12 protein-coding genes and 1 other annotated feature are annotated in these 14,068 nt (G+C 52.0%); of the genes, 6 read left to right on the top strand and 6 right to left on the bottom strand.

The annotated features are described in order from the left end of the window. Positions 1-61: 61 nt before the first annotated feature. The 3 genes from CKO_RS00185 to CKO_RS00175 all read right to left on the bottom strand — a co-directional run bounded on the left by CKO_RS00185 (position 62) and on the right by CKO_RS00175 (position 4,162). The gene (locus CKO_RS00185; protein WP_012000800.1) at positions 62-2,323 is read right to left on the bottom strand and encodes a TonB-dependent receptor domain-containing protein; all 2,262 of its coding nucleotides are present in this window, start codon (positions 2,321-2,323) and stop codon (positions 62-64) included. A 164-nt stretch (positions 2,324-2,487) separates the two neighbouring features. After that, a complete protein-coding gene (locus tag CKO_RS00180) occupies positions 2,488-3,276 on the bottom strand; it encodes an energy transducer TonB family protein (RefSeq protein ID WP_012000799.1) in 789 nt (262 codons plus the stop codon). A gap of 7 nt (positions 3,277-3,283) precedes the next feature. Next, positions 3,284-4,162: a ChaN family lipoprotein gene (locus CKO_RS00175; RefSeq protein WP_012000798.1), complete on the bottom strand. Its 879-nt coding sequence runs from the start codon at positions 4,160-4,162 to the stop codon at positions 3,284-3,286. A 335-nt stretch (positions 4,163-4,497) separates the two neighbouring features. Between CKO_RS00175 and CKO_RS00170 the strand changes: the two genes are divergently transcribed. Further along, on the top strand, positions 4,498-5,724 hold the full coding sequence (locus CKO_RS00170) for a YidR family protein (protein ID WP_024130078.1): 1,227 nt from the start codon (positions 4,498-4,500) through the stop codon (positions 5,722-5,724). A 1-nt stretch (position 5,725) separates the two neighbouring features. Here CKO_RS00170 and CKO_RS00165 read toward each other — a convergent pair whose 3' ends face one another. After that, the gene (locus CKO_RS00165; protein WP_012000796.1) at positions 5,726-6,058 is read right to left on the bottom strand and encodes a YceK/YidQ family lipoprotein; all 333 of its coding nucleotides are present in this window, start codon (positions 6,056-6,058) and stop codon (positions 5,726-5,728) included. Positions 6,059-6,298: 240 nt separating this feature from the next. Then, positions 6,299-6,371 (top strand) — a sequence feature (ROSE (Repression Of Heat Shock gene Expression) occurs in the 5'-region of heat shock genes and acts as an RNA thermometer to modulate expression.). Here CKO_RS00165 and ibpA point away from each other — a divergent pair. The 3 genes from ibpA (at position 6,365) to CKO_RS00150 (ending at position 9,215) form a co-directional block, all read left to right on the top strand. Further along, a complete protein-coding gene (gene ibpA, locus CKO_RS00160) occupies positions 6,365-6,778 on the top strand; it encodes a small heat shock chaperone IbpA (RefSeq protein WP_006687722.1) in 414 nt (137 codons plus the stop codon). It overlaps the preceding feature by 7 nt. Positions 6,779-6,890: 112 nt before the next feature. Next, positions 6,891-7,319, top strand: a complete 429-nt coding sequence (gene ibpB, locus CKO_RS00155) for a small heat shock chaperone IbpB (RefSeq protein WP_012000793.1) — start codon at positions 6,891-6,893, stop codon at positions 7,317-7,319. Between the two features lie 234 nt (positions 7,320-7,553). Further along, positions 7,554-9,215: a putative transporter gene (locus CKO_RS00150; protein WP_012000791.1), complete on the top strand. Its 1,662-nt coding sequence runs from the start codon at positions 7,554-7,556 to the stop codon at positions 9,213-9,215. Here CKO_RS00150 and CKO_RS00145 read toward each other — a convergent pair. Next, on the bottom strand, positions 9,212-9,934 hold the full coding sequence (locus CKO_RS00145) for a GntR family transcriptional regulator (RefSeq protein WP_012000790.1): 723 nt from the start codon (positions 9,932-9,934) through the stop codon (positions 9,212-9,214). The genes CKO_RS00150 and CKO_RS00145 overlap by 4 nt on opposite strands. A 222-nt stretch (positions 9,935-10,156) precedes the next feature. Here CKO_RS00145 and CKO_RS00140 point away from each other — a divergent pair, with 222 nt between their 5' ends. Then, positions 10,157-11,776: an alpha-glucoside-specific PTS transporter subunit IIBC gene (locus CKO_RS00140; RefSeq protein WP_024130076.1), complete on the top strand. Its 1,620-nt coding sequence runs from the start codon at positions 10,157-10,159 to the stop codon at positions 11,774-11,776. Continuing rightward, complete coding sequence (locus CKO_RS00135; RefSeq protein WP_012000788.1) at positions 11,773-13,095, top strand: 6-phospho-alpha-glucosidase; 1,323 nt, start codon at positions 11,773-11,775, stop codon at positions 13,093-13,095. Before CKO_RS00140 ends, CKO_RS00135 begins: the two co-directional genes overlap by 4 nt. Here CKO_RS00135 and CKO_RS00130 read toward each other — a convergent pair. After that, positions 13,092-13,985 carry a helix-turn-helix transcriptional regulator gene (locus CKO_RS00130; protein WP_024130075.1) on the bottom strand — a complete coding sequence of 298 codons (894 nt, stop codon included), beginning with the start codon at positions 13,983-13,985 and terminating at the stop codon, positions 13,092-13,094. The genes CKO_RS00135 and CKO_RS00130 overlap by 4 nt on opposite strands. Between the last annotated feature and the right edge of the window lie 83 nt (positions 13,986-14,068).

Raw genomic sequence — 14,068 nt, 5'->3', positions numbered from 1 at the left:
TCCTGCAATAAAATTGACATAAGAGAGAAAACGTACTGTCTGAACCTGGCGGAAATTGTCATCAGAAACGAATGTCCCCGCCAAATATCCATGTTCTGCCACGCGCGGAATTGGCTGGGTGGGTCTCGTCACCAAGACCTGGCATCATGTTGAGCTTATTCAGCGCCTCCGAATAATCTCTGTTCATCAGGTTTTGTACCGAAAGTTTCAGTGTCAGATTGCGGTTGTACTCGTAAGTACCATAGAGATCGATAATCGTTGGGATCTGCGGCAAATCCTGTTTGATTATTGCGCCGGTATGTTCGTCCTGCTCAAAATCAGGCGACAGGCGACGAGCTTTGCCTGTGTATTTTATGATAGTGCCCAGGGTCAACGCGTTATCGAAGAAGCGAACACCGGTATCCAGCGTCATGTATTTTCTGGGCAGTTCGGTCATATCCCCTGCGCCAAAGTAGGTGCTGGCGATGGAGGTTGGCTGGTCTGTTTGCTGCTGGCTGAAAGAGAGTCGGCCAAAAGCAAAACCTGCATCATAATCCATCTCCAGTTCGAAGCCCTTTGCGATAACGTCGCTTGCCGAGTTAACGTAGATGTACATATTGTCGCTGTATTCATCGCTCATGCCCTCCCAGTCATTGCCAATCACCTCAGCCATACTGCATTTACGACCTCCAGAACAAACCAGATAAGACTCGCTGTAGATGTAGTTCTGGATCCTGCTGCGGTACGCCAGAGCCTTAAAGCGCAGGGCATCCTGTTCGACCAGTAAATCTCTGGTATCAATGTTAAAACCCGCCTGCCAGGTTTCTGCACGTTCAGGCTTCAGGAATGGGTTCATGGATGCGCCTCCTGAATTAGAGAAGAACATCTCCTGGATGTTCGGGGCGCGCATGGATTTGCTGTAGCCAATGAACGGCTGAAGCCATGGTGTTACCTGAGCAGAAAGCTGAACTGAAGGGTTGAAGCCATCCTCCTTATCGTCAATATCGTAGCTACCCTGTGGCACGCAGATAACGCGTGAATCGCAGGCGGGCTTGTACCCTGTGATCCTGTTACGTGTGTAGTTGAGATTGAAATCTGCCTCCCAGATGCCGCGCGTAACCTTCAGCCCGGTATACAGCGCTGAAATATCCTGCTGGCCGGAGGGTGCGAACGGATTGTTCTCGATCGCTTCCTGATTCGCTTTCGGGTCGCCCGCCGCTGAGTGAATGGTTCGGTCATAGCGGGTACGCATCAGTTTGCTGCCCAGCATAAACTCCAGGTCATTGTCCGCGATAGTGAACCGGCTGGTATTGTTGATATCCAGCGCGTCAGAACGATTTTGCGCTGAGGTTTTGTAGAAAGTATACAGCGAGCCATCACGATACTTTTGATTACCGCGGCTGGTACTGGCCGTTACGTTAAAGTCAATTAATTCAGAAAAAGGGGTGTAATGATATTTAATGTAATAGTCGTCACTGGTTATATCACGACGTGTAAATTTATTTTCATAGGTTCGAGCGGAAAGTTCGAAGCTGTTAAATTCGTCTGGTCTGATATCCATTTTATACAGTTGGGATTTGGGGTTCTGCTTCATATATTTATCATAACCAAACTCTTTGCTGTTAATTCCAGAGCCATTTGAGAAATTAGAGTAAACAGAACTGCCGCTCACAGCGGCCATAACGCCAACGCTGCCTGTATCCGTAAAAGCGTCGGTTTTTCCACCGACGGCGATCATTCCGCTGCGCCCAAGCCCATTGCTGCCGACTGAGAAACGTGAACGAAGGCCATATGTATTACCGTTAAATATCACATCGTCAACGCCAATAGTACGCATGTTTGCACTACCGGCCAGGGCGTTGACTCCTGCCGGGCCACTGCTGTCGCCGCGCGTAACATCAACTGCTACCAGAAAATTAGGGTCGATAAGTACGCCAGCCATATTGTTGGTTGAGCCATGTGCAGTGGTACCGGAGGTTGAGGAGCCGTAAAAACTTTGGGTGATACCGTCCACCATAGTGTTTACGCGGCCAAATCCGCTCATGCCGCGAATATTCACACTTACTGCTCCCTGGCCTAGATCGATTTGGGTATAAGTACCGGGCATGCTGCGCAGCGTTGCGTCGAGTGATTGCAGGTTTTTGTCCGTTGTCCGGGAACTGGTCGCGCCTGTTTTCTCAAGAGCCTCCTGCTCACTGGTCGTCTTCCCGATAGAAACGTTGAGCGGGCTGAATTCTGCCGCTCCTTTTTTATCGGTACCTGTTTTTTCACTGATGGATTGTGCGTAAGCACCGCAGTTGAGCAATAATATGCCTGAGCCGATGGCCAGTTTAATAATGTTCATACATATCCTTAGAAGTATCGTAATAAATAAAAGATCCAGATCTTTGTTTATTTTTTTAATAAAACTTCTCTGACGTTTTCTTGATTTTTTCGACAGCAGTGAAGTCTGATAAAATGTTCAGCATAAAAATGAATATCAAATTTCAGTTAAACGAACCAGAGTCGCTAATTTTCCCTTAACTCCGTCAGATCAAAGGTAATCGGCATTTTTACTTTAAAGAAGCCTCCCTCTAATATTTCAGCTGGTGGTCTGGGAAGTGGTTGAGCGCGTTCTAAAACGGCAACAGCTTCGCGATCGAGAGAGAGGGTTCCTGAAGACGTTGCCAGAGAATTACTGACAACGGTGCCTTGTGCGTTAACGGTAAAAGTCACTATGGCTGTGCCGGTTCGTGCGCGTTTTCTGGCATCGCCTGGGTAACGTTTATAACGGTTAAGGTGGCCTTTCACTCTGCTTTCCCAGGATGCACCGGAATTGTCTCGCTTCGCTGAGTCGCTGTTGAAAGGCGCAGCAATACGGGATGATTCGACCGGGGCCTGAGGCGCGGCATTACTGGAAACGGCTGCGTGGCTGCTGTCGCTGGTTTGATCCTTTATCTTACGTGGCGGACGTGGCTTTTTCTTTTCCCCGTCGGATGCCTTTTTCTTCCTGGTTATTTCAATGGTCGCATCCCTGTCTTCAGTGACAGGACGCTGCTGCCTGTCCTCAGCCTGCTGCTTTTCTTCTGCCGCTGCGGATTCCTGCTGAGCGATTCCCACCGGAAGCGGAAGAGGAGAAGAAGGAGCCTCTATATTATCGGCCCATTGCAGCATTATCGCCGGGGCAGGAGGCGTGGCGGGCTGTACGTCGGAAAACCGCCAGACAAACGCAAGGAAAAGCAGTCCATGAAGCAGCAGTGAACAGATAAACCAGCCGCTCCATTTTGCCGGTCGTGGAAGGTAGAGAATATTCATCATCCATGGTTTACCGTTTTGCAGTGTCTGGCGTCACGAACCACACGTAGTCAGCATGATCTACGGTGATGTTCATCCCTTTTTCTGCGAGCATCAACACCACAGGCTGGGTGCCGGGGGCGAGATCTTCTATGTGTAACGGTACGCCGATACTTTTTGACGCGTGATAACCTCCTGCAATCAACAACGATGGAGCCGGGGCATCCAGAAGCTGGCGGGCCATGTAGCGATCCCGCTGTTGCTGAACAGAGAGCATTGACGCCAGTTGCTGGCCTTCAATGTTGCCTTCATGCATGGCTATGATGGTTTCGCGCAGAGCTTCTTGTACCGCAGGTGCTGTGGATTTTTTCCCTTCAGGAAATTCGTTTTTTTTGTACAGCGCCATTACCCGATCCCGGTCAATGTTGGCATTGAGCAGAGGGTAAGGCGCACGTAATGCCTGCATGACTATGTCGCCATACATCTCCCAGGGCCACCCTTTTTGCCAGTTAAGCAGTTCCTGAATACGGCCATCCCGGACCACGGGATCATCTTTCAGCCAGCGTTTAACCTGGTTAACGCGGGGCTGCTGGTCTGCCGTTAGCATCTCAAGCAGCACACTCCCCTGTGGTCGCCGGGTGGGCAGGTTTTGAATAAGCCAGAGCTCAATCTGATGATGTCCGGCATTATCGTGTTTTTCGCCAATAATAAGCTGCCGGGCAACGGCAAGCTCAGCCAAAAGCTCTTGTTTGGTAATGGTTTTATTGCTTTTTAAATCAACTATTTGCCCGTCAGAAACACAGGCTGTTTGTAATGGTTTATTCTGGTTTATTGATGCAGGCTGGCTACAGGAGCTCAGGCTCAGACTGGCTAACGCTATCAAAGAAGTCAGGATTATTTTTTTTCGCATATCTCTGCCTGGAAGAGGCCTTCACTGGCCATTTTATTGATGCAGACTGGTTTATAACAGGCAGGTATGTTAACAAACCATAATCGCGAATGAAACTCATTATCACCTGTATTATCATTAGCAGCATCCTGAATTCACTTTTTGTTGCCAACATTTTAGTTAAATATCGCAATAACATGACTGTTAGTAAGTTAATATTCTGAGTTTTTAAAAGCGGTAGCTACCCTCCCCAAATGGATCTCTCTTATATCCTGCTGGTCGGCGACGTTAAACGGGTAGGCTAATTTCTTCCAATGCTATACCCTGATGCGAAAACCGCGCATCAGGGTATCTCCATGAAACAAATCACTTTCGCTTCGCGTCATCATCAGCTTACGAATACCAACACCTGGACGGCGGACAGCCAGTGGCTGGTTTTTGATGTGCGTCCGTCAGGCGCCTCGTTTACCGGTGAGACGATTGAGCGCGTCAACGTACGGACTGGCGAGATTGAGGTCATTTATCGCGCTACGCAGGGCGCGCACGTTGGCGTGGTGACCGTTCATCCACAAGACGATCGCTATGTGTTCATTCATGGCCCGGAGAACCCGGACGAGACGTGGCATTATGATTTCCACCATCGTCGCGGCGTGATAGCGGCGCAAAACCGCGTGACGAATCTGGATGCAATGGACATCACCGTGCCGTATACGCCCGGCGCGCTGCGCGGCGGCAGCCATGTGCATGTATTCAGTCCGAACGGCGAGCGTGTCAGCTTCACCTATAACGACCATGTACTGCGTGAGCGCGATCCGGCGCTGGACTTGCGTAACGTCGGCGTTGCGGTGCCGTATGGCCCGGTTACGGTGGCGGTTCAGCATCCTCGGGAGTACAGCGGCAGCCACTGGTGCGTGTTAGTGAGCCAGACCACGCCGGCGCCACGGCCAGGCAGCGATGACATTAACCGCGCCTACGAAGAGGGTTGGGTAGGCGATCATGCGCTGGCGTTTATTGGCGATACCTTGTCGGCGAAGGGTGAAAAAGTGCCGGAGCTGTTTCTGGTGGCGTTGCCGCAGGATGAAAAAGGCTGGAAACAGGCAGGCGATATGCCGCTGACCGGAACAGAATCAACGCTGCCTGCGCCGCCTGCGGGCGTTGTTCAGCGCCGTCTGACCTTTACGCACGATCGCGTTTTCCCTGGGCTGGTAAACGTTCCGCGACATTGGGTGCGGAGTAACCCGCAAGCCACGGACATTGCGTTTTTGATGCGCGATGATCGCGGTATTGTTCAGCTCTGGCTGATCCCGGCGCAGGGGGGAGAGCCGCGCCAGCTTACGCATAACGCGACCGATATTCAGTCAGCGTTCAACTGGCACCCGTCAGGCCGGTGGTTGGGGTTTGTGCTGGAAAACCGCATTGCCTGCTGCGACGCGCAGAGCGGAGCAATCGCCTTTTTAACGGCGAGTCATGACAGCCCGCCTTCCGCGGACGCCGTTGTTTTTTCGCCGGATGGGGCGTTAATCGCGTGGATGGAAGAGGTTGACGGTTTCCGCCAGCTTTGGGTGACGGAAACCGAACGATAAATCAGTGAGCGGGCATTCTTGCCGGGGGGATAACGGCGTTGGTCATCTTCGTTTTCTCCTCGCTCTTTTCCACTCGCGACTTCACTGAGCTGTCTGTGCGGAAGAAGTCCCACGGCAAGAGTATCGTATCCATGACGGCGGTAAAGGGCATATCCAGGATTGCCAGCGATTTGGTGCCCCAGTTTGTATCACTGCTGCCGATCATTTCGGCGCTGGCGCGTGTGCCGGGGTAGGTCCCCTCTTTGCCGCCGGTATGTGACATTACGCTGGAGCAGCCACCCAGTAAAACCAATCCACTGCACATCATCAGCGTTAACAACACATTTTTTATCATGATTTATTCATCTGTTGATTATCGATGTTTGCATGATGAGTTATAGCGATCCGTCGCGAAAAATAACATCACCATCACGTCGCACTGTGGCGCTTATCGCACTTTAACAATGTGTGCTGTTCACCCAGTCTATGCGATAGACAACAAACTGCAAAAAAAGTCCCCTGCAAGCGCTTGAAAAGTTCATTTCCAGACCCATTTTTAGGGTGTAGGCAAATAAAGAGCACGCCTGATGGGTGTTCTGGCTACCTGACCTGTCCATGATGGAAGGTCAACTATTCTCGCTGATTTCAGGAGCTATTCATTATGCGTAACTTTGACTTATCCCCGCTGTACCGTTCTGCCATTGGTTTTGATCGTCTGTTTAACCTCTTAGAAAACAACCAGAGCCAGAGTAATGGCGGTTATCCTCCGTATAACGTCGAACTGGTGGATGAAAACCATTACCGCATTGCGATTGCCGTTGCAGGCTTTGCGGAAAGCGAACTGGAAATTACCGCTCAGGATAATCTGCTGGTGGTAAAAGGCGCTCACGCGGATGAGCAAAAAGAACGTACCTATCTCTACCAGGGCATCGCAGAGCGTAACTTTGAACGCAAATTCCAGTTAGCAGAGAACATTCATGTTCGCGGCGCTAACCTGGTGAACGGTCTGCTGTATATCGACCTGGAGCGCGTGATTCCAGAAGCGAACAAACCGCGCCGTATCGAAATTAACTGATTCAGTCAGGTCGCCGTCGGCGGCCTGTTATCCCCGTGCTCGCCGTCAGGGAGCATATGCGAATCTGAGGATTCGCTGGGTATTACTCGCTTCTTAGAAGGAGATTATTATCATGCGTAATTACGATTTATCCCCACTGCTGCGTCAATGGATCGGTTTTGACAAACTGGCCAACGCCCTGCAAAACACCGGTGAAAGCCAGAGCTTCCCGCCCTATAACATTGAAAAAAGTGATGACAACCACTACCGCATTACCCTCGCGTTAGCCGGTTTCCGTCAGGAAGATCTGGATATTCAACTGGAAGGCACGCGCCTGACCGTAAAAGGCACGCCAGCGCAGCCGGAAAAAGAAATCAAATGGTTGCATCAGGGGCTGGTGACACAGCCATTCAGTCTGAGTTTTACTCTGGCAGAAAATATGGAGGTTAGCGGCGCGACCTTCACCAATGGGTTATTGCACATTGATTTAACCCGCAACGAGCCGGAAACCATCGCTCCGCAGCGTATCGCCATTAGCGAACGTCCCGCATTAAATAGCTAATCCAGGACTACCTGTAGGCCGGATAAGGCGTAGCCGCCATCCGGCAAATCGCCCGGTGCGCTATGCTTACCGGGCCTACAAAGCGACGCCGAACCTGTAGGTCCGGCATCATGCTTTTCAACAAACCGCCCCGCCAGCAATGACGGGGCATTTTTGTGCTTTACCACCCATACATACCGCTTGTACTCTGCGAGAATCCATTTAATTAATAATGTTATTCACAGGGAAAAGAAGATGAGTGATATAGCATTGACGGTCAGCGTTCTGGCGTTGGTGGCGGTTGTCGGGTTGTGGATCGGCAATATCAAGGTGCGGGGTGTCGGTTTTGGCATTGGCGGCGTACTGTTCGGCGGGATTATCGTCGGCCACTTTGTCGATCAGGCCGGGATGACGCTGAGCAGTGACATGCTGCACTTTATCCAGGAATTCGGCCTGATACTCTTCGTTTACACCATTGGTATTCAGGTGGGGCCGGGGTTCTTTGCCTCTCTGCGCGTCTCAGGGTTGCGCCTTAATCTCTTTGCCATCCTGATTGTTATTATCGGTGGGCTGGTTACCGCCATTCTGCATAAAATCTTCGCTATCCCGCTACCGGTGGTGCTGGGGATTTTCTCCGGCGCGGTCACCAATACGCCAGCGCTGGGGGCCGGGCAGCAAATTCTGCGCGATCTGGGAACGCCAATGGAAGCGGTAGATCAGATGGGGATGAGCTATGCGATGGCCTATCCTTTCGGGATTTGCGGTATTTTGCTCACCATGTGGCTGATGCGGATGATTTTTCGCGTCAACGTGGAGGCGGAAGCGAAGCAGCATGAAGACACGCTTAGCAATGGACACTCGTTAATCCAGACCATGAATATCCGTGTTGAGAACCCGAATCTCAACAATATGGCGATCCAGGATGTGCCCATCCTGAACAGCGATAAAATCATCTGTTCGCGTCTGAAACGCGACGAGACGCTGATGGTGCCTTCACCGGGAACGATCATCCAGTCGGGCGACCTGCTGCATCTGGTGGGACAGCCCGTCGATCTGCATAACGCGCAGCTGGTCATTGGTCAGGAGGTGGACACTTCGCTCTCAACGCGAGGGACGGATTTGCGCGTTGAACGCGTCGTGGTCACTAACGAAAAGGTGCTCGGAAAACGCATTCGCGACCTCCATTTTAAAGAACGCTATGACGTGGTGATCTCCCGTCTGAACCGTGCGGGCGTAGAGCTGGTAGCCAGTAGCGACGCCAGCCTGCAATTTGGTGACATCCTCAATCTGGTTGGCCGTCCCTCTTCAATTGATGCAGTGGCCAATGTTGTGGGTAACGCCCAGCAAAAACTGCAACAGGTGCAGATGTTACCGGTGTTTATCGGTATTGGTCTGGGCGTGCTGTTGGGGTCGATTCCGTTGTTTGTCCCTGGATTCCCGGTAGCGTTAAAGCTGGGACTGGCGGGCGGGCCGCTGATCATGGCGCTGATTCTGGGACGTATCGGCAGCATCGGCAAGCTGTACTGGTTTATGCCGCCAAGCGCCAACCTGGCGCTGCGTGAGCTGGGGATCGTGCTGTTTCTCGCGGTGGTCGGGCTGAAATCTGGCGGTGACTTTATTGATACGTTGACTCAGGGTGATGGTCTGAGCTGGATTGGTTACGGCATCTTTATTACTGCCATTCCGCTGATTACCGTCGGTCTTCTGGCGCGTATCTTTGCCAAAATGAACTACCTGACGCTATGCGGGATGCTGGCGGGGTCAATGACCGATCCGCCTGCACTGGCGTTTGCTAACAACCTGCATGCCACCAGCGGCGCGGCGGCGCTCTCCTACGCCACTGTTTATCCACTGGTAATGTTCCTGCGGATTATCACCCCGCAACTGCTGGCGGTGCTTTTCTGGGGGTTAGGCTAGGTCAGGTTTGCATCCGGGTGGACGCGCCGTAAATGGTAGTCCACCTGGTATTCGCTGGCATTTCTGAACATGACCGAATAATTCAAAAATTCCCCGCTGTCGCTGTAAGAAAGCGATGTGATTCGCAGTAGCGGCGTTTGCTCGGGGACGTTCATTTGCGCGGAGAGCTGTTTATCGGCCAGTACAGGCGTCAGGCTTTCATAGTTGCCACTGATGGTGATGCCGCACTCTTTCTCAATATAATCAAATTTCGACCCTTCCAGGTGGATCAGCGAGAGGTTACGGAACAGCCTGACGGGCATATAGCTGTCCTCCAGCATCAGCGGTTTGCCATCCACATAGCGCACGCGGCGGGAAAAGTAGATACGTTCGTTGATCTGAATCCGCAACTGGCTGGCAATGGCGGGGGGCGCAGGCATCACTTCAAATACCAGCACCTGGCTGGTGACCTCTTTTCCCTGACGCCGCAGCACTTCCGCCAGTCCGGTCAGGTTGGTGGTTTCATGATGAACGTCTTTACGCGCCACGTATGTGCCGCTCCCGTGCCGCCGCACCACCAGTCCCCATCCCACCAGCATATCGACGGCTTTGCGGATGGTCATTCGTGACACAGCAAACTCTTCCGCCAGCTTTTTTTCACCAGGCAACGGGCTACCGATGTTGTAATCAGATGAGTTGAGCCGGATTCTTAGTCGTTCCGCTATCGATTTGTAGATCACTACCAGACCTCTTTTTCCCTTTAATTTCCGCGCTACGAACCTTTTGATGTCTAACTTTTATGTAAAAAGTAGACATCATTGACTGAATTAAAACCATGAATGCGATCACGAATCGAAGCGGCGCTTCATGTTCTCAGAATCGCAACTACCTATTCTCGTATCAGGCCAGCAATCACTACAAAAAAGGCCTCTCCCTACTGGTTGTTATATGAGGATGTAAAAATGCTCAGTCAAATACAACGCTTTGGCGGCGCTATGTTTACCCCGGTACTGCTGTTCCCGTTCGCCGGTATCGTCGTGGGTATCGCTATCATGCTGCGCAACCCGCTTTTTGTTGGCGAAGCGCTGACCGATCCCAACAGTTTATTTGCGCAAATCGTTCATATTATTGAAGAGGGCGGCTGGACGGTTTTCCGTAATATGCCGCTGATTTTCGCCGTCGGCTTGCCGATTGGCCTGGCTAAACAGGCGCAAGGCCGAGCTTGTCTGGCGGTGCTGGTCAGCTTCCTGACATGGAACTATTTCATTAATGCCATGGGCATGACCTGGGGTCATTTTTTCGGCGTGGACTTCAGCGTAGACCCGACGGCAGGCAGCGGTCTGACGATGATGGCCGGAATAAAAACGCTCGATACCAGCATTATCGGCGCCATTATGATTTCGGGCATCGTCACCGCGCTGCACAACCGCTATTTCGATAAGCCGTTGCCCGTGTTCCTCGGTATTTTTCAGGGCACGTCGTTTGTGGTGATTATCGCGTTCCTGGTGATGATCCCCTGCGCCTGGCTGACGCTGCTCGGCTGGCCAAAAGTGCAGATGGGCATTGAATCCCTACAGGCTTTCCTGCGTTCAGCGGGCGCGCTGGGCGTGTGGGTCTACACCTTCCTCGAACGTATTCTGATCCCGACAGGGCTGCATCACTTCGTCTATGGCCCCTTCATTTTTGGCCCGGCGGCGGTAGAAGGTGGCATTCAGGTTTACTGGGCGCAACACATGCAGGCGTTCAGCCAGAGCACGGAATCGCTGAAGACGTTATTCCCGGAAGGCGGTTTTGCCCTGCACGGTAACTCAAAAATCTTTGGCTCCGTCGGGATTGCGCTGGCGCTCTATTACACCGCATCGCCAGAAAACCGGGTGAAGGTCGCCGGTTTGCTGATCCCCGCCACGTTAACCGCTGTACTGGTGGGCATTACGGAACCGCTGGAATTCACTTTCCTGTTTATCTCTCCGCTGCTGTTTGCCGTACACGCGGTGCTGGCGGCCTCAATGGCGACGGTGATGTATATCTGCGGCGTGGTAGGAAATATGGGCGGCGGACTGCTGGATCAGTTCTTACCGCAAAACTGGATCCCGATGTTCCACAACCATGCCGGAATGATGTTTACCCAGATAGGCATCGGGCTGGCATTCACCGCCCTCTATTTTGTGGTTTTCCGCACCCTGATCCTGCGCTTCAACCTGAAAACGCCGGGTCGTGAAGAGAGTGAAATCAGACTCTACAGCAAAGCGGATTACAAGGCCGCGCGTGGACAGACAACGGCGCCCGCGCCGGACGCAAAACTTGGGCAGGCAGCCGGGTTCCTCCAGGCGCTGGGCGGCGCGGGCAATATCGAAAGCATTAATAACTGCGCCACGCGCTTACGTATTGCGCTCCACGATATGGCGCAGACCCAGAGTGATGACGTCTTTAAAGCACTGGGCGCGCACGGCGTGGTTCGCCGTGGCAATGGCATCCAGGTGATTGTCGGCCTGCATGTGCCCCAGGTGCGTGACCAGCTTGAAACGCTAATGAAATCCCCCTTATCGACCGAACAAATCCCCATGACGGAGGCAGTATCATGAAAAAATTCTCAGTGGTTATCGCAGGCGGCGGCAGCACATTTACGCCGGGCATCGTATTGATGTTGCTGGCAAACCAGGACCGTTTTCCGCTTCGCGCGCTGAAATTCTATGACAACGACGGCGCTCGCCAGGAAGTGATTGCCGAAGCGTGCAAAATCATCCTTAAAGAGCAGGCGCCGGAGATTGAGTTTAGTTACACCACCGATCCCGAAGCAGCGTTTACCGATGTTGATTTCGTGATGGCGCATATCCGCGTGGGCAAATACCCGATGCGGGAAAAAGACGAAAAAATCCCGCTGCGCCACGGCGTGTTAGGCCAGGAAACCTGTGGCCCGGGCGGGATTGCGTATGGGATGCGTTCTATTGGCGGCGTGCTGGAGCTGGTGGATTACATGGAGAAATACTCCCCGAACGCGTGGATGCTGAACTACTCCAACCCGGCGGCGATAGTGGCCGAGGCGACGCGCCGTCTGCGCCCGAACGCCAAAATCCTCAATATCTGTGATATGCCGATCGGCATTGAAGGGCGGATGGCGCAGATTGTCGGCCTGCAAGATCGTAAGCAAATGCGCGTGCGTTATTACGGGCTGAACCACTTTGGCTGGTGGACGTCGATTGAGGACTTGCAGGGTAACGACCTGATGCCGAAACTGCGGGAATACGTCGCGAAACACGGTTATGTTCCGCCATCTAACGATCCGCATACTGAAGCGAGCTGGAATGATACGTTCGCCAAAGCGAAGGATGTGCAGGCACTGGACCCGGACACCATGCCGAACACCTATCTGAAATACTATCTGTTCCCGGACTATGTGGTGCAGCACTCGAACCCGGCGCGCACGCGTGCTAATGAGGTGATGGATCACCGCGAAAAACAGGTATTTGGCTCCTGTCGCGCGATTATTGAAGCGGGCCACTCCTCCGCTGGCGAGCTGGAAATTGATGAACACGCGTCTTATATCGTCGATCTGGCAACGGCAATCGCCTTTAATACGCAGGAACGGATGCTGCTGATTGTGCCAAACAACGGGGCGATTCATAACTTTGATGATGAAGCGATGGTGGAGATCCCTTGCCTGGTGGGGCATAACGGGCCGGAGTCTCTGACGGTTGGCGATATTCCGCAGTTCCAGAAAGGGCTGATGAGCCAGCAGGTGGCCGTCGAGAAACTGGTGGTCGATGCCTGGGAGCATCGCTCCTATCAGCGTCTGTGGCAGGCGATTACGCTCTCCAAAACCGTGCCGAGCGCGTCTGTCGCCAAAGCGATTCTTGATGATCTGATTGAAGCCAACAAAGAATACTGGCCTGAACTGCACTAATCTTGTTGACCGGCATCCAGCGGGTGCCGGTCAGGATGTTTCAACACCGCCGACGGCGCGTAGCCAAATTTATGCTTAAATGCTTTGCTGAAATGAAATGAGTCAAAGAAGTTGAGCATATCCGCTACCTGACCCACCGTATTCCCTTCCTGTTTTAACAGCGATAATGCCAGTTCCAGCCGGGCGTCCAGATAATATTCTTTCGGTGTTTTCCCGGTATAGCGTAAAAACAGACGACGCAGCCAGGCTTCGCTACAGGGGATCGTGGCTGCCATATCCGCCACGCTCCAGCGGCGTTGCAGGCTGGCATGTAACGCTGCAATTAACTTTTCAACCTGTATGCGTTGTGGGTCTTTTTTCCCGTTTGAGTCAATAAGACAAATCCACTGATAAATAATTTTCGTGAGAAACGCGACGGCGAGATTATTTTTAATCGGTTCCGGGCGGGTAATTAATTGTGAAACTTCGGCCAGTTCCTGATTATAAACATCACCATTATAAATAATGCTTTGTTGTCGGATAGGAATATCCATAATACTGGTTGGGGTAAACTCCATCCAGTATTGCTCCCACAATAAACCTTCGCAATGGTAAGACTGTATATCGGTGGGTTTTAAAAAGATAATGCAGTTGCCGTTTAATGTAATTTGCTCACCGGCTTTCAGCAGGATTTTCCCGCACCCCTGTACGGTATAGACCGCGACCCACGAATTGGCGATTAGCGGCTTTTTCTTATCTCGCGGCCATATAACACGGTAATTTTCGTCAGCGTAGGTATGCCACAGCGAGATCAATGAAATTCCGCTGGAGATCACATTTTCATTAATCAACAGGGGAATATTGTACGTAGTTTCGTTTTTTACATGCGAACTTAGCAAGTTTCCATTCATTTTATTTTCTCGCCGGAGAATGATGCCCACAACCTGAACATAACAGAAAGTGAATGCTTCAGGGAGGCGATGTTTGTAATTAA

Source organism: Citrobacter koseri ATCC BAA-895 (genome assembly GCF_000018045.1).
In the GTDB taxonomy this organism is placed as follows: Bacteria; Pseudomonadota; Gammaproteobacteria; order Enterobacterales; family Enterobacteriaceae; genus Citrobacter_B; species Citrobacter_B koseri.
This window is presented reverse-complemented; position numbering and strand designations above follow the sequence as displayed.

Excerpts from the sequence above, each read along its gene's own strand:
- CKO_RS00185 (WP_012000800.1), bottom strand. The coding sequence starts at position 2,323 with ATGAACATTATTAAACTGGCCATCGGCTCAGGCATATTATTGCTCAAC.
- CKO_RS00180 (WP_012000799.1), bottom strand. The coding sequence starts at position 3,276 with ATGATGAATATTCTCTACCTTCCACGACCGGCAAAATGGAGCGGCTGG.
- CKO_RS00175 (WP_012000798.1), bottom strand. The coding sequence starts at position 4,162 with ATGCGAAAAAAAATAATCCTGACTTCTTTGATAGCGTTAGCCAGTCTG.
- CKO_RS00170 (WP_024130078.1), top strand. The coding sequence starts at position 4,498 with ATGAAACAAATCACTTTCGCTTCGCGTCATCATCAGCTTACGAATACC.
- CKO_RS00165 (WP_012000796.1), bottom strand. The coding sequence starts at position 6,058 with ATGATAAAAAATGTGTTGTTAACGCTGATGATGTGCAGTGGATTGGTT.
- ibpA (WP_006687722.1), top strand. The coding sequence starts at position 6,365 with ATGCGTAACTTTGACTTATCCCCGCTGTACCGTTCTGCCATTGGTTTT.
- ibpB (WP_012000793.1), top strand. The coding sequence starts at position 6,891 with ATGCGTAATTACGATTTATCCCCACTGCTGCGTCAATGGATCGGTTTT.
- CKO_RS00150 (WP_012000791.1), top strand. The coding sequence starts at position 7,554 with ATGAGTGATATAGCATTGACGGTCAGCGTTCTGGCGTTGGTGGCGGTT.
- CKO_RS00140 (WP_024130076.1), top strand. The coding sequence starts at position 10,157 with ATGCTCAGTCAAATACAACGCTTTGGCGGCGCTATGTTTACCCCGGTA.
- CKO_RS00135 (WP_012000788.1), top strand. The coding sequence starts at position 11,773 with ATGAAAAAATTCTCAGTGGTTATCGCAGGCGGCGGCAGCACATTTACG.
- CKO_RS00130 (WP_024130075.1), bottom strand. The coding sequence starts at position 13,985 with ATGAATGGAAACTTGCTAAGTTCGCATGTAAAAAACGAAACTACGTAC.